At 72.7% G+C, this 14,566-nt stretch carries 14 protein-coding genes; 8 read left to right on the plus strand and 6 right to left on the minus strand.

Annotated elements, in window-relative coordinates:
• Positions 1-150: 150 nt before the first annotated feature.
• Complete coding sequence (locus AVL61_RS16585; RefSeq protein ID WP_082697258.1) at positions 151-1,980, plus strand: gamma-glutamyltransferase family protein; 1,830 nt, start codon at positions 151-153, stop codon at positions 1,978-1,980.
• A 39-nt stretch (positions 1,981-2,019) separates the two neighbouring features.
• Here the strand turns inward: AVL61_RS16585 and AVL61_RS16590 are convergent, their stop codons facing one another.
• From AVL61_RS16590 to AVL61_RS16600, 3 genes are all read right to left on the minus strand, one after another.
• Entirely contained in the window at positions 2,020-2,643 is a 624-nt protein-coding gene (locus AVL61_RS16590; protein WP_058875438.1) for a TetR/AcrR family transcriptional regulator, read from the minus strand.
• Between the two features lie 106 nt (positions 2,644-2,749).
• Positions 2,750-4,093 carry a phenylacetate--CoA ligase family protein gene (locus AVL61_RS16595; protein WP_058875439.1) on the minus strand — a complete coding sequence of 448 codons (1,344 nt, stop codon included), beginning with the start codon at positions 4,091-4,093 and terminating at the stop codon, positions 2,750-2,752.
• 1 nt (position 4,094) lies between these two features.
• The gene (locus tag AVL61_RS16600) at positions 4,095-4,586 is read right to left on the minus strand and encodes a hotdog fold thioesterase (RefSeq protein WP_058875440.1); all 492 of its coding nucleotides are present in this window, start codon (positions 4,584-4,586) and stop codon (positions 4,095-4,097) included.
• A 210-nt stretch (positions 4,587-4,796) separates the two neighbouring features.
• Here AVL61_RS16600 and paaA point away from each other — a divergent pair, with 210 nt between their 5' ends.
• The 7 genes from paaA (at position 4,797) to AVL61_RS16635 (ending at position 11,707) form a co-directional block, all read left to right on the plus strand.
• The gene (gene paaA / locus AVL61_RS16605; protein WP_082697259.1) at positions 4,797-5,813 is read left to right on the plus strand and encodes a 1,2-phenylacetyl-CoA epoxidase subunit PaaA; all 1,017 of its coding nucleotides are present in this window, start codon (positions 4,797-4,799) and stop codon (positions 5,811-5,813) included.
• A 2-nt stretch (positions 5,814-5,815) separates the two neighbouring features.
• The gene (gene paaB, locus AVL61_RS16610; RefSeq protein ID WP_017833090.1) at positions 5,816-6,133 is read left to right on the plus strand and encodes a 1,2-phenylacetyl-CoA epoxidase subunit PaaB; all 318 of its coding nucleotides are present in this window, start codon (positions 5,816-5,818) and stop codon (positions 6,131-6,133) included.
• Complete coding sequence (gene paaC / locus AVL61_RS16615) at positions 6,130-6,957, plus strand: 1,2-phenylacetyl-CoA epoxidase subunit PaaC (RefSeq protein WP_058875442.1); 828 nt, start codon at positions 6,130-6,132, stop codon at positions 6,955-6,957. The genes paaB and paaC overlap by 4 nt, the downstream gene beginning before the upstream one ends.
• A 7-nt stretch (positions 6,958-6,964) precedes the next feature.
• Positions 6,965-7,510: a 1,2-phenylacetyl-CoA epoxidase subunit PaaD gene (gene paaD / locus AVL61_RS16620; protein WP_058875443.1), complete on the plus strand. Its 546-nt coding sequence runs from the start codon at positions 6,965-6,967 to the stop codon at positions 7,508-7,510.
• Positions 7,510-8,670 carry a 1,2-phenylacetyl-CoA epoxidase subunit PaaE gene (paaE, locus tag AVL61_RS16625; RefSeq protein WP_058875444.1) on the plus strand — a complete coding sequence of 387 codons (1,161 nt, stop codon included), beginning with the start codon at positions 7,510-7,512 and terminating at the stop codon, positions 8,668-8,670. The genes paaD and paaE overlap by 1 nt, the downstream gene beginning before the upstream one ends.
• Before the next feature lie 123 nt (positions 8,671-8,793).
• Positions 8,794-9,570: an enoyl-CoA hydratase/isomerase family protein gene (locus AVL61_RS16630; protein WP_058875445.1), complete on the plus strand. Its 777-nt coding sequence runs from the start codon at positions 8,794-8,796 to the stop codon at positions 9,568-9,570.
• A 154-nt stretch (positions 9,571-9,724) separates the two neighbouring features.
• Complete coding sequence (locus AVL61_RS16635; protein ID WP_157571482.1) at positions 9,725-11,707, plus strand: M13 family metallopeptidase; 1,983 nt, start codon at positions 9,725-9,727, stop codon at positions 11,705-11,707.
• Between the two features lie 24 nt (positions 11,708-11,731).
• On the opposite strand, the gene AVL61_RS16640 is transcribed toward AVL61_RS16635, so the two are convergent.
• The 3 genes from AVL61_RS16640 to AVL61_RS16650 are packed head-to-tail and all read right to left on the minus strand — an operon-like array spanning position 11,732 to position 14,506.
• Complete coding sequence (locus AVL61_RS16640; RefSeq protein ID WP_058875447.1) at positions 11,732-12,109, minus strand: hypothetical protein; 378 nt, start codon at positions 12,107-12,109, stop codon at positions 11,732-11,734.
• Positions 12,110-12,159: 50 nt separating this feature from the next.
• Positions 12,160-13,695: a DUF2142 domain-containing protein gene (locus AVL61_RS16645; RefSeq protein ID WP_058875448.1), complete on the minus strand. Its 1,536-nt coding sequence runs from the start codon at positions 13,693-13,695 to the stop codon at positions 12,160-12,162.
• Between the two features lie 4 nt (positions 13,696-13,699).
• Positions 13,700-14,506, minus strand: a complete 807-nt coding sequence (locus tag AVL61_RS16650; protein ID WP_058875449.1) for a carbon-nitrogen hydrolase family protein — start codon at positions 14,504-14,506, stop codon at positions 13,700-13,702.
• Positions 14,507-14,566 lie beyond the last annotated feature (60 nt).

A 14,566-nucleotide genomic window follows, 5' to 3' on the forward strand; every position in this document is an offset into this window, starting at 1 on the left:
CCGGGGGGCACGGCGACCGCCACGGCCGGGGCGCCCTGTCGCGGGGCTGCGCCCGGTGCTAGCCTGACCAGCACCCCGCCCGGACCCTCGCGCGTGCCGCTGCCCCGCCGCGCAGGGCCGCCGGCGGACGCCACGGCCGGAGGAGACACCATGCGTCGCAGCCCGAGCCCCGCCCACCGCACGGCCGCCCTCGCGCTGGGCCTCCTCCTCGCCCTCACCGGGTGCGGGCCCGCCGCGCAGGACGGCGCGGGGACCCCGTCCGCGCCGGCCGGCACCGCGACCTCCACGCCGGCGCGGACGCCGGGACCGGCCACGACGTCCGCGACGGGCGCGGCCGAGGAGCCCGCTCCGCACGTGCAGGCGGTCGTGTCCTCCCACGAGCTGGCCACCGCGGCGGGGGCGGAGATCCTCGAGGCCGGTGGCACCGCCGCCGACGCCGCCGTCGCGGTCGCCGCCGTGCTGAGCGTGGTGGAGCCCTACTACTCGAGCGTGCTCGGCGGCGGCACGTGGGCCCTGTACTACGACGCGGAGCGCGACGAGGTGACGAGCCTGAACGGCGTGGGTCCGGTCGGCAGCGCGGCGACCCTCGCCGACTACCGCCCGCGCGCCGGCGACTTCGGCATGCACCAGGCCATCCTCCCCGGCGCCTGGGACGGGTGGATGCTCTGGCTCGGCGAGTACGGCGAACTGGGCCTGGGCGAGGTCCTCGCGCCGGCGATCGCCGTGGCCCGCGAAGGGTACCCCGCGAGCTCCGAGATGATCTACTGGCTGACCCGGGAGGAGGCGAACATCCGGCAGAGCCCGGTGATGACCGAGCTCTACACCCGTGACGGCGCCCTGCTGGAGGCCGGTGAGACCGTGCGCCAGGAGGACATGGCCGGCACCTTCGAGGAGCTCGTGGCCGCCTACGAGGCCGCGCCCGGCCGCTCCGCCGGGATCCGGGCCGCGCGGGACCACTTCTACCGCGGGCCCGTGGCGGAGGCCGTCGTCGCCTTCTCGGAGCGCAACGGCGGATACCTCACCCTCGAGGACTTCAGCAGCTACTCGGCGCAGATCGTGGACCCGATCTCTATCGACTACGGCGAGGGTGTGACCGTCCACCAGAACCCGCCCAACAGCCAGGGCATCGCCATGCTGGAGGCCCTCAACATCCTGGACGAGGACGACTTCTCCGGCCGCTCCCCCGACGACCCCGACGTGGTCCACCGGCAGGTCGAGGCGGTCAAGCTCGCCTTCGCCGACCGGTACGCGCACGTGGGCGACCCCGAGCGCACCGACGTCCCCGTGGAGCGGCTGCTCTCGGACGAGTACGCCCGGGCGCAGCGGGCGCGCATCGACGACGACCGCGCCGCGCAGTGGCCGATCGGCAGCGGGCTCGACCGGCAGGCCTCGGACACCACCACGTTCCACCTCACCGACCGCTCCGGCAGCGCCGCGGCCGTGACCACGAGCCTGGGCGGGCAGTTCCTGGTGGTCGGGGACACCGGGATCCACATCAACGAGCGCATGAGCTTCCTGTCCCTCGACGAGGACGACGTCAACGCCGTGGCGCCCGGGGCCACGGTGCGGCACACCTCGGCGCCCTTCATGGCCCTGCGCGACGGCCGGCCGTACCTGCTCGGCGGCAACACGGGGATCGACACCCAGCCGCAGGGGCAGCTCCAGCAGTTCATGAACGTGGTGGACTTCGGCCTGACGCCCCAGGAGGCGGTGGCCCGGCCGCGCTTCGTCAGCACGGCCTTCCCCGCGTCCAACCACCCCCACGGGGTCGGCAACACCCTGCAGGTGGAGTCGGACTTCCCGCCCGCGGCGGTCCGGGAGCTGCGCCGCCGGGGCCACGAGGTCACCGTGGGAGCGGGGATCTTCGGCACGGCGAACATGCTCGCCGTGGACGAGGACGGCGCGGGGGCCCGGCTGGGCGTGGAGCCGCGGAACGAGACCGCCGCCGGGACGGTGCTCCCCGGACCGCCGGGACGGTAGCGTCCGCCCCCGGGGCACCGCCCCTGACCGGCGCGCGGGTCAGGGCGCCCGCAGCCCCGAGAACGCGAGCACGACGACGGTCTCGGCCAGCTCCTCCCAGGCCTGGCCCGCGTCCGGCCGGTACCAGTCGACGATCGAGTTGATCATGCCCAGGAGCAGGCGGGACGCCGACCGTCCGCTGAGGTCGCGGCGCAGTTCCCCCTCCGCCTGGGCCTGCTCGATGAGCGCGCCGACCCGGCGGGTGACGGTCCGGCGGCGCTCGAGCGCCCGGGTCTCGACCTCCGAGTTGCCCCGCAGCCGCAGGAGCAGCGTCACGTAGGGCATCTGCTCCACGAGCACGCGCACGGTCCCCCGGATCACCTGCTCGAGCCGCTGGACCGCGGGGGCGTCCGTCCGCTCGGCGGAGACCAGGACCTCCTCGAGCGCGTCCAGGGCCCGGCCGAGGGCCTGCTCGAGGATCTCCTCCTTGGACTCCACGTGGTGGTAGATCGCGGACTTCGAGATGCCCAGGTGCTTGGACAGCGTGCCCATCGACGTGGCGTCGTAGCCGTGGACGTTGAAGACCTCCACGCACACGGCGAGCAGCGTCTCGCGGTCGTAGCCGGGCCGGCCGCGGCGCGGGGCCGCGCCGGCCGGAGGAGCGGGCGCCGGTGCGTGCGTCATGAGGACCTCGATCTCGGTGGGGACGGGCAGGACAACGATCCTACGACGCGAGGAGCCCCCGAGCGGTCTCGGGGGCTGGTCGCGGCACGGGTGGGCGCGCGGGGCGTCACGCGTCCTTGCGGTGGTCGTAGACGCGGCGCAGCTTGCCGGAGGACCGGGCGAGGCTTCCCGGCTCAGCGATCCGGATCGAGGCGGAGGAGCCGATCTTCGTCTTGATCGCGTGCAGGAGCTTCTGGCCGCCGGCCTCGGCGGCCTCGACGGTCACCTGCTCGCGCCGCTCGATGTTGATGGTCATCTGGTCCATCCGGTGCGGGCGGGTGATTTCGAGCGTGAAGTGCGGGCTCAGCTCCGGCACCTGGAGGGCGAGCTCCTCGATCTGGGAGGGGAACAGGTTGACCCCGCGCAGGATGATCATGTCGTCGGAGCGGCCCGTGATCCGGCCCATCCGCCGGTGCCCGGGCCGGTCCGTGCCGGGGAGCAGGCGGGTCAGGTCGTGGGTGCGGTAGCGGATGATCGGCAGGGCCTCCTTGGTGAGCGCCGTGAACACGAGCTCGCCGGGCCGGCCGGTCTCCTGCACCTCGTCCGTGAACGGGTCGATGATCTCGGGACGGAAGTGGTCCTCCCAGATGTGCGAGCCGTCCTTGGACGCGGCGGACTCCCCGGCCACGCCGGGGCCCATGACCTCCGAGAGTCCGTAGATGTCGCACGCGTCGACGTCGAAGGCCGTCTCGATCTCCCGGCGCATCTCCTCGGTCCAGGGCTCCGCCCCGAGCACCGCGGTGCGCAGGGACGTCTCCCGCGGGTCCAGGCCGAGCTTCTTGAAGCCGTCCGCGATGGTCAGCAGGTAGGTCGGGGTCGAGAGGATGGCCTCGGGCTCGAAGTCCCGGATCATCTGGACCTGCTTCTCGGTCTGCCCGCCCGACATCGGGATGACGGCGCAGCCCAGGCGCTCGGCGCCGTAGTGGGCGCCGAGCCCGCCCGTGAACAGCCCGTAGCCGTAGGCGTTGTGCACCTTGTCGCCGGGGCGCACGCCGGAGAGCCGGAAGCAGCGGGCCACCAGACCCGCCCAGGTGTCGAGGTCGTTCTGGGTGTAGGCCACCACGGTGGGCTGCCCGGTGGTGCCGGAGGAGGCGTGGATCCGGCGGACCTCGCTCATCGGCACGGCGAGGGACTTGAACGGGTACGCCTTCCGCAGGAACTCCTTGTCCGTGTACGGGAAGAGCCGGAGGTCCTCGAGCTCCTTGAAGTCGCCCGGGTGCACCCCGTGGCCGTCGAAGAGCTCGGTGTAGGCGGGGACGTTCTCGTAGGCGTGGTGCAGGGTCCAGCGCAGCCGCTCGACCTGCAGGGACTCGACCTGGTCCCGGCTCATCGTCTCCTCGGGGTCCGGCTGCGACCGGTCCGCGGGAGCGGGGGCGGGGGTGTAGGGGTTCGGGACGGAGCACTCGGTCATGTCACACTTCCTCGGGCTGCGGGACGGACGGCTGGACGGGCTGCAGGACGGGCTGCTGGGCCGGGTCCCCGGCGGGCGCGGCGGCGCGCCGGGCCGGGTTCGGGATGGTGCGGCTGCGGCCCCGGAACTCGGCGATGAGCCGGTCGCCGGCCAGGACCTGGATGTCGTAGACACCGCTGCGCCCCGCCTGGGCGCGCACGGTCCCCACGGCGGTGAGCTCCTGCCCGCGGTGGGCCGAGGCCAGGAAGTTGATGTCCACCCCCGCGGCCACCGTGATGGTGCTGCCGTCGCCGGCGGGATCGTTGCACGCGAGGGCGAAGCAGGTGTCCGCGAAGGCGAAGACCATGCCCCCGTGGGCGATGCCGAACCCGTTGAGCATCTCCTCCCGCAGCGTCATGCGGATCTGGGCGTGGCCGTACTCGGCACGGTCCACGGTGATGCCCATCCAGCGCGAGGTGTGGTCCCCCGCGAGGATCGGATGGCCCTGGGACATGTAACTCTCCTCACAATTCACGACCGAATGTTCAGTAGACAATCCCACTCCGCCGCCCATGTCAACCCGGGCGCCGCTCGACAGCATCCTGCTGAATTCGGGAACCACCTGTTGACGGAGCCTGCACGGACACATATTCTGAACGAACGGTCAGTTAGTCGCGTGCGGCCCTCCCGCCCCGCGGCGCCATCTCGTCGGAAGAGGGACACCATGACTACGCAGAACACGGGCCTCCACGCAGTGCCCGCCGCGGACGCGGCCGAGCAGGCCGAGCTCGACCGCGCGGGCGAGGAGCACTTCGACCGCATCATCGCCGAGGACTCCCGGATCGAGCCGCGCGACTGGATGCCCGCCGCCTACCGCAAGACGCTGGTCCGCCAGGTCTCGCAGCACGCCCACTCCGAGATCATCGGGATGCAGCCGGAGGGCAACTGGATCTCCCGGGCGCCGTCCCTCAAGCGCAAGGCCATCCTCATGGCCAAGGTGCAGGACGAGGCCGGCCACGGGCTGTACCTCTACTCCGCCGCCGAGACCCTGGGCACGCCGCGCTCCGAGCTCAACCAGCAGCTGCTGGACGGCCGCGCCAAGTACTCCTCGATCTTCAACTACCCGGCGCGCACCTGGGCCGACATGGGCGCCATCGGCTGGCTCGTGGACGGCGCGGCGATCGCCAACCAGGTCCCGCTGTGCCGAGCCTCCTACGGCCCCTACGGCCGGGCCATGGTGCGCATCTGCAAGGAGGAGTCCTTCCACCAGCGCCAGGGCTGGGAGATCCTCTACGAGCTCTCGCACGGCACGCCCGCCCAGAAGCAGATGGCGCAGGACGCCGTGAACCGCTTCTACGGCCCCTCCCTGCAGATGTTCGGCCCCCCGGACGACGACTCGCCCAACTCGAAGCAGTCCATGGCGTGGAACATCAAGCGCTTCTCCAACGACGAGCTGCGCCAGCGCTTCGTGGACATGATCGTCGAGCAGGCCGCGGCGCTGGACCTCACCCTGCCGGACCCGGACCTCAAGTGGAACGAGGAGCGCGGCCACTACGACTACGGCCCGCTGGACTGGGACGAGTTCAAGGCCGTCGTCGGCGGCCGGGGCCCGTGCAACCTCCAGCGCATGCAGCGCCGTCGCACGGCGCACGAGGACGGCGCCTGGGTCCGCGAGGCCGCCGCCGCCTATGCCCGCAAGACCGCCGCGGAGCGCAGCTCCGCCGAACTCATCGGAGCCTGAGCATGAGCGAGAACACCGTGAGCCCGATCGGCGCGCCCTCGGACGAGTGGCCCCTGTGGGAGGTGTTCGTGCGGTCCTCGCGCGGGCTCTCCCACGTCCACGCCGGATCCCTGCACGCCCCGGACGCCACGATGGCCGTGCGCAACGCCCGGGACCTCTACACCCGCCGCAACGAGGGGACCTCCGTGTGGGTCGTGCCCTCCGCGGCCATCACCGCGTCGGACCCCGACTCCAAGGGCGGCTTCTTCGAGTCCGCGCAGGGCAAGAGCTACCGCCACGCCACGTACTACACCAAGAGCGAAGGGGTGAAGCACCTGTGAGCTTTGCATCCCACGATTCCGCGACCCGGCAGAGCGCCGGCGAGGCGATCACCGCGGAGGACATCGCGGCCGGCGGGGCGAAGGCCCCCGAGGACGTGGCCCGCTACGCGCTGTACCTGGGCGACGACGCCCTGATGCTCGCCCAGCGCCTGGGCTGGTGGATCGCCCGGGCCCCGGAGCTCGAGGAGGACATCGCGCTGGCCAACATCGCCCTGGACCTGCTCGGGCACGCCCGGTTCTTCCTCAGCTACGCGGGCACCGCGTGGGGGAAGACCGAGGACGACCTCGCCTACTTCCGCGACGAGGAGGAGTTCCGCTCCTGCCGCCTCGTGGAGCAGGAGAACGGCGACTTCGGGCAGACCATCGCCCGGCAGCTGATCTTCTCCTACTACCAGTACGAGCTGTACCGGCGCCTGGTCCGCTCCTCCGACCCGACGCTCGCGGCCATCGCGGACAAGGCGCTCAAGGAGATCGAGTACCACCAGGACCACGCGAGCCAGTGGCTGCTGCGCCTGGCCCTGGGCACCGAGGAGTCCCGGCGCCGGATCGAGGCGGGGCTGTACTACATGTGGCCCTACGTGGACGAGCTGTTCCACGACGACGAGCTCATCGAGTCCCTCGGGGACGTCGCCGTGCGCCCCTCCTCGCTGCGGGCCGACTTCGACACGCGGCTCAAGGCCGTCCTCGACGAGGCGGAGCTGTCGGTCCCCGAGGTCCTGGGCGCCTGGGGCGGCGACCGCTCCGGGCAGTTCAGCGAGCAGCGCGGCCACATCCTCGCCGAGATGCAGGTGCTGGCGCGCCAGCACCCCGGCGCCACCTGGTGAGGAGGCGATGACGATGACCGACTCCGAGCAGGCGGGCGACACGCAGGTCACCGGCCGGGAGCTGCGCCCCCAGGACGAGGCCGCCGGCCGCGTCTGGGACATCGCCGCCACGGTGAACGACCCCGAGATCCCCGTGCTCTCCATCGCCGACCTCGGCATTCTGCGGGACGCCAGGGTCGAGGGCGGGCGCGCCGTCGTCGTCATCACCCCGACCTACTCCGGGTGCCCCGCGATGGAGACCATCACGACCGACGTCACCCGGGCGCTCAACGCGGAGGGCTACGACGACGTGCGGGTCGACCTCGTGCTGCAGCCGGCGTGGACCACGGACTGGATGAGCGAGGACGGCCGGCGCAAGCTCGACGAGTACGGCATCGCCCCGCCCACCGGCCGGGCCGCCGCCGGCCCCGTCCGGCTGGGGCTCACCGTCAAGTGCCCGCGCTGCCACTCCCTGAACACCCGCGAGCTGACCCGCTTCGGGTCGACCGCGTGCAAGGCGCTCCACGTCTGCAACGAGTGCCTGGAACCCTTCGACTACTTCAAGGTGCACTGATGACCGAGATCACCGCCCCGGCCAAGCGCCGGGCCACGTTCAACACCCTCGAGGTGTCCCAGGTCCGCAAGCTCACCGCGGACTCGGTGGAGGTCGCCTTCGCCGTGCCGCCGGAGCTCGTGGACGACTACGACTACCTGCCCGGGCAGTACGTGGCGCTGCGCGCCCGGATCGACGGGCAGGAGGTCCGCCGGTCCTACTCGATCTGCGCAGAGCCCCGGCCGGGCGAGATCCGGGTGGCGATCAAGCAGGACATCGGCGGGGTCTTCTCCACGTGGGCCAACGAGTCCCTCGAGGCCGGCGACAAGCTCGACGTCATGAACCCGCAGGGGGCGTTCATCTCCAAGCTCGGGCTCACGAGCATGAACGACCCCGAGAAGCTCGCCGCCGAGGAGGTCGCGAAGAACGCGTCGGTCCACCTCGTGGCCTTCGCCGCGGGCTCCGGGATCACCCCGATCATGGCGATCGCCAAGGCCGTGCTGCGCGCCTCGGAGACCTCCACGTTCGACCTCGTGTACGCGAACCGCTCCGCCATGGAGGTGATGTTCGCCGAGGAGCTCGGGGACCTCAAGGACAAGTACCCGTCCCGCCTGGCGGTCCACCACGTGCTCTCCCGCGAGCAGCGGATCAGCCCGCTGATGTCCGGGCGGATCGACGCCGACAAGCTCAAGGACATCCTGGACGAGGTCCTCCAGGTGGACCGGACCGACGAGTGGTTCCTGTGCGGGCCGTTCGAGCTCGTCCAGCTGTGCCGGGACACCCTCGCCGAGCGCGGCGTGCCGGAGGACAGGATCCGCTTCGAGCTCTTCAGCACCGGCCGCCCCGAGAACCCCCAGGGCCAGCAGGGCCGTGTGGTCCAGGCCGACCCCTCGGGCGAGAGCTACGACATCACGTTCAACCTGGACGGGCTCTCCTCGCAGATCGAGTCCCCGAAGAACGCCCAGGAGACGGTCCTCAACGCCGCCCTGCGGGTCCGCCCGGACGTCCCGTTCGCGTGCGCAGGCGGGGTGTGCGGCACCTGCCGCGCGAAGGTCGTCTCCGGGGAGTTCGTGATGGAGGAGAACTACGCCCTCGAGAAGGACGAGATCGAGAAGGGCTACGTGCTCACCTGCCAGACCCGCCCCACCTCCAAGGAGCTCGTCGTCGACTTCGACGCCTGAGCCGCTCGCCCCGGGGGCCCGGCACCGTGCAGGTGCCGGGCCCCCNNGCCCCCCGGGCCGTTCCGGCCCCTGTCCCCACTCCCAGTTCCCGACCCCAGTCCCCGACCTCACCGAGGAGCAGCAGTGATCGACCTGACCATCGACGGATCCGTGGCCGAAGTGGTGCTGAACGCGCCCGGCAAGATGAACGCCTTGGACGAGGCCGCGCTCGCCGAGCTCGGCGACGCCTACGCCGAGGCGGAGCGCGCCGGCGTCCGGGCCCTCGTGCTGCGCGGCGAGGGCCGCGGCTTCTGCGCCGGCCGGGACATCTCCGCGGTGGACCCCGCGAGCGACGACGCCCACGGCTTCCTGTCCGGCAAGGTCACCCCGCTGCTGCGCGCCATGACGCAGTTCCCCGCCCCGACGTTCGCCGCCGTGCAGGGCGCGTGCCTGGGCGTGGGCCTGGGCCTGGCGATCGCCACGGACGTCGTCTACGTCGCGGACAGCGCCAAGATCGGCTCCCCGTTCGCGAACCTGGGTGCAACCCTCGACTCGGGCGGGCACGCCCTGTTCACCGAGCGGCTCGGCGCCCACCGCACCCTGGACCTCATCTACACGGCCGAGCTGATGAGCGGCCAGGAGGCCGTGCGCTCCGGGCTGTTCAGCCGCTCGGTGCCCGCCGAGGAGCTGCTCGAGCTCACCCGGGCCAAGGCGGCCGCCGTGGCCGAGGGGGCGACCGGCGCGTTCCTCGCCTCCCGCGAGCTCGTCGCCCAGATCCGCGACGAGCGCCTGGGGCTGTGGGAGTCCGTGGACAACGAGAACCGGGTGCAGGGCGAGCTCTGCCGCAGCGCCGACTACGCCGAGGGCTTCGCCGCGTTCCAGCAGAAGCGCAAGCCGCGGTTCACCGGCGCCCGGGGCTGAACCGGCGGACGGCGCCGGAGCACCGAGCGGTGCTGATCCACCCCTGCGGCGCCGATCCACCCTTGCGGGCCCCGGGACGTCCCGGGGCCCGCAGGCGTTAAGCGGTCGGGGAACAGCCCGCCCGTTCCGCCGGGGGCCGGTTAATGTGGTGGGCATGACATCCACGGTGACCTCTTCGGTGTTCGACCTCTCCGGCTTCGACCGCTCCGTCCGCCCCCAGGACGACCTCTACCGCCACGTCAACGGCTCGTGGCAGCGCCGGACCGAGATCCCCGACGACAAGCCGTCCGTGGGCGCGTTCATCGAGCTGCGGGACCAGGCGGAGGCCGCCGTGCGGGAGCTCATCACCCGGGCCCGCGCCGGGGACCCGGAGGCCGTGGAGTCCAAGATCGCGAACCTGTACGCCTCCTTCATGGACGAGGAGCGGATCGAGGCGCTCGGCGCCTCCCCGCTGGCCCCGGACCTCGCCGAGATCGACGCCGTGGCGGACGTGCCCGGGCTGGTGCGCCACTTCGGCCGGATGATCCGGCGCGGCACGGGCGGGCTCGTCGGCGTCGACGTCGACGCCGACCCGGGCGACCCGGAGCGCCAGCTCGTGTTCGTCGGGCAGTCCGGCCTGGGCCTGCCGGACGAGGAGTACTACCGGGAGGACCAGCACGCGGCGATCCGCGGGAAGTACCTGGCGCACGTGCGGACCATGCTGTCCCTGGCCGGGGTCGCCGACGCCGAGGAGCAGGCCCGCGCGGTCGTGGAGCTCGAGACGCGGATCGCCGCCCAGCACTGGGACAAGGTCACGGTCCGGGACCTCACCAAGATGTACAACCCCATGGGCTTCGAGGAGCTCGCGGCCTCCACCACGGTCCTCGACTGGCGGCTCCTGGCCGAGGGCGCGGAGCTGCCCGTGCCGGCCCTGGAGACCGTGGTCAACGCCCAGCCGTCCTTCTTCACCGGGGTCGAGGCGCTGCTCACGGACGAGCTGCTGCCGGCCTGGCGGTCCTGGGCCCGCTGGCACCTGGTCTCCGCGCGGGCCTCCTACCTGTCCTCCGCGTTCGTCGAGGAGGACTTCGCGTTCTACGGCACGGTGCTCTCGGGGACCCCGCGGCTCAAGGACCGCTGGAAGCGCGGCGTCGAGCTCGTCAACGGGGTGCTCGGCGAGGCCGTGGGCGAGCTCTACGTGGCGGCGCACTTCTCCCCCACCGCCAAGGAGCGGATGGACGAGCTCGTGGCGAACCTCCTGGAGGCCTACCGCGTCTCGATCACGGGCCTGGACTGGATGACGGAGGACACCCGCCAGGAGGCGCTGAAGAAGCTCTCCCAGTTCACCCCGAAGATCGGCTACCCGGAGCAGTGGAAGGACTACTCCTCGCTGCGGATCGATCCCGAGGACCTCGTGGGCAACCGGATCCGCACCACGGAGTTCCGGCTCGCGGAGCTGGTCCGCAAGGCCGGCCGGCCGGTCGAGAAGCACGAGTGGCTCATGACCCCGCAGACGGTCAACGCCTACTACCACCCCCTGCGCAACGAGATCGTCTTCCCGGCCGCGATCCTGCAGCCCCCGTTCTTCGACGAGGACGCCGACGACGCCGTCAACTACGGCGCGATCGGCTCCGTGATCGGCCACGAGATCGGCCACGGCTTCGACGACAAGGGCTCGACCTGCGACGGCGACGGCCGGCTGCGCAACTGGTGGACCGACGCCGACCGGCAGGCCTTCGAGGAGCGCACGGCGGAGCTGGTGCGCCAGTACGACCGCCTGGTCCCGGAGCAGCTGGCGGAGGAGGGCACGCACGTCAACGGCGAGCTCACCCTGGGCGAGAACATCGGGGACCTGGGCGGGCTCACCATCGCCCACAAGGCGTGGCGGATGTCCCGGGAGGCCGGCAGCGCGTTCGGCCCCGGGGAGCTGATCGACGGCTACAGCCCGGAGCAGCGGCTCTTCCTGTCCTGGGCCTACGTGTGGCAGCAGAAGTCCCGCGACGAGGCGCTGCGCCACCGCATCGCCACCGACCCGCACTCCCCCAACGAGTTCCGGGCGAACCAGACGGTCCGCAACGTCCCCGCCTTCTACGAGGCGTTCGGGGTCGTGGAGTCGGACGCCCTGTGGCTGCCCGAGGTGGAGCGCGTCAGCATCTGGTAGAGGGCGGCCGGGGCCGTCCCGGGCTCAGCCGCCCCCGCCCGTGCTGAGCAGGAACGCGACCCCGGCCAGCCACAGCGCGAAGAGGACCAGGAAGAGCCCGAGCAGCACGGTGCCCACCCAGCCGAGCACCTTACCGGGCGTGGCGGGGGTGCCGAGCTTCTCGGCCTCCTTGGCCTGCCAGATCGCGAAGGGGCCCAGCAGGGGCAGCACCACCACGCCGAGGATGCCGAGGATCAGTGCGGTGTCGGCGTGGCTGCGGCCCACGGCGAAGCGCTCCCACTGCGGGGACGGCCCCCACGGGGGCGGCGGGCCGTAGCCGCCGGCGGGCGCGGGCCCGCCGGGACCCGGCGGGCCGCCGGGTCCGTCCGGGCGCGGCGGGGAGTCGGAGCGGTCGTCGTCCACGGGGTCCTCCAGCGGGTCGTCGGGGTCGTCGGGGTCGTCGGGGTCGTCGGTCAGGGAAGCATGTAGTGGCCCGTGATGTGGACCACGGTGGCGTAGCCGGCCACGGCGAGCACGGCCGAGAGCGGCACGAGCACCAGGACCAGGATCTCCACCCGGCGCAGGCCCGCCGGGGTGGCGGGGAACCGCGCGGACACCAGCGGGACCAGCGTCCCGAGCAGCAGCAGGGCGAGCGGGACGAAGTACCGGCCCTGCACGCCGTTGACGATCCCGGACTCCACCGGGGCGAAGCTGAGGTAGAGCGTGCCGAAGATCGCCGCGACGTTGAGCAGCAGCACCCCCGCGAACCAGGCCGCGACCCGGCGCGCGGCCGCACCGCGCGGGCCGTGGAAGAACGCGGCGCCCACGGCGACGAGCCAGCACACCGCGCCGACGAAGGGCCCGTCGATGGTCCGGCCGGGCCCGTAGCCCATCTGGGCGACGAAGCCGGCCGCGTAGTCCCAGTCCGCGGTCAGGATCGTCCGCGCCGCGATCCCCAGGACGGCCACCGGCTCGCCCAGCACGAAGGCCAGCTGGTCGCCGGGCCGCACCGTGTGCCGCTCCTCCGGGCCGCGCAGCGCGCCCATCGCCTCGGTGGTCCCCGCCGCCAGCGACATCCACCCCGCGAAGCCCAGCAGCGTCAGCAGCAGGCACCCGGTCAGCACCAGGGCGGCCGCCGTCGGCCGCCCGTCGGGGCGGCGGGGCAGCGGGTACTTCCGGAGCGGGACGGCCAGCAGCAGCAGGGACAGGATGACGTAGGTGGGCTTCATCAGCGGGAGGGCGACGGCGCTCGCGAGCACGACCCCCAGCTCCGCCCGGGAGAGGGGCGCCCCGGTGCGGTCGAGCACGGTCGCGCGCAGCACGAGCGCGGTGAAGGTCAGGACCACGGCGTTGGTCACCGAGTCCGCGGAGATCACCGCCGACTGGAACAGGGCGGTGGGCAGCAGCGCCACGCAGAAGCCGACCCACAGGAACCGGGTGCCGCGCAGGGCCCACAGGCCCACGGCGGCCACGCCCGTGTAGGCGAGCACCTGCAGCATCCGCATCAGGGTCCAGGCCGTCCCGACGTCGAGCTCCGCCGCGGTGGCGATCCGCGCCCCCAGGGCCGCGGGCAGGTAGGGCACGGGCGAGTACGCCGCGGTGTTGGAGAACGACGTCAGCACGTGCTCGCCCGCCAGGGGCGCGGCGAGCGCCCGCGCGCGCTCCTCGGTGGCCGCGTACAGCGGGTCGGAGTTGCGCTCCTTGGACCGCGGCGCCCCGGCGTGCTCGGCCATGAACTCCTGGGCGGTGGCGGGCACGGCGCCGCCGTAGACGGGGTAGGGGCCGTCGTCGGCGAGCCGTTGGGGGGCGAGACCGCCCTGGGAGACCTGGTAGGCGCGCTTGAAGTGGGTGTGCTCGTCCGGGCCCCAGGCCGACGGCACCATCAGGGCGAAGACCGTGCCGAAGAGCAGGGACAGCCCCGCGAACAGCACCACCACGGTGCGGGGACGCAGGGCGGGGCGGGCGGTGCCCTCCGGCGAGCGTGCGGGGGTCAGGACCGCCGTGGCCACCGCCTCAGTCCTCGTCCGCGGACAGCAGCTCGGCCGGGCCGAACCGGCGGTTGGCGAGCACGGGCACGGTCTCCCGGACCTCGGCGATGCGCTCGCGCACGACGTCGGCGCTCAGCACGGTCTCGTCCTCCCCGGCCTCGGCGACCACCACGCCGAGCGGGTCGAGGACCGCGGAGCGGCCGATCGTGTGCTCGGAGCAGGTGTCCGCGGCCGCGACCCACACGGTGTTCTCGATCGCGCGGGCCTTGAGCAGCGCCTGCCAGTGGTCCACCTTGTGCTCGCCGGCGAACCAGGCGGCGGGCACGGTGAGCAGCTCCGCCCCGGCGTCGACCACGGCACGGCAGATCTCGGGGAAGCGCAGGTCGTAGCAGGTGATCATGCCGACCGTGAGCTCCCCGATCCGCACCACCGTGACGCCCTTGTCCCCCGGGCGGATCCGGTCGGACTCCCGGTGGCTGAAGGCGTCGTAGAGGTGCAGCTTGCGGTAGGAGCCGAGGATCGCGCCCTGCGCGTCCACGGCCACGAGCGTGTTGTAGGGGCGCCCGTCGGCGGAGCCCTCGTAGCCGCCCGCGATCACCGCGACGCCGGTCTGCGCGGCCAGGAAGGAGAGCTGCTGGACGAACCCGGACCAGCCGCGCAGCACCAGCTCCTCGAAGTCCTCCCCGAGGAGCCGCTCGGAGAACATGGCCTCCTCGGGGAACACCACCAGCTCCGCGCCGGCGGATGCGGCCTCACCGGCCATCCGGCGCATGGTCCGCAGGTTCTCGGCCGTCTCGGCGGTGGGCGCGAACTGTCCGACGGCGATCTTCACGGGTGTCCTCCTCGGCGGGTCGCTGCTGGGGCTCCCACTGTATCCGCGACCGGCCCGCGG

The organism is Kocuria rosea subsp. polaris (assembly GCF_001483755.1).
Classification (GTDB): Bacteria; Actinomycetota; Actinomycetes; order Actinomycetales; family Micrococcaceae; genus Kocuria; species Kocuria cellulosilytica.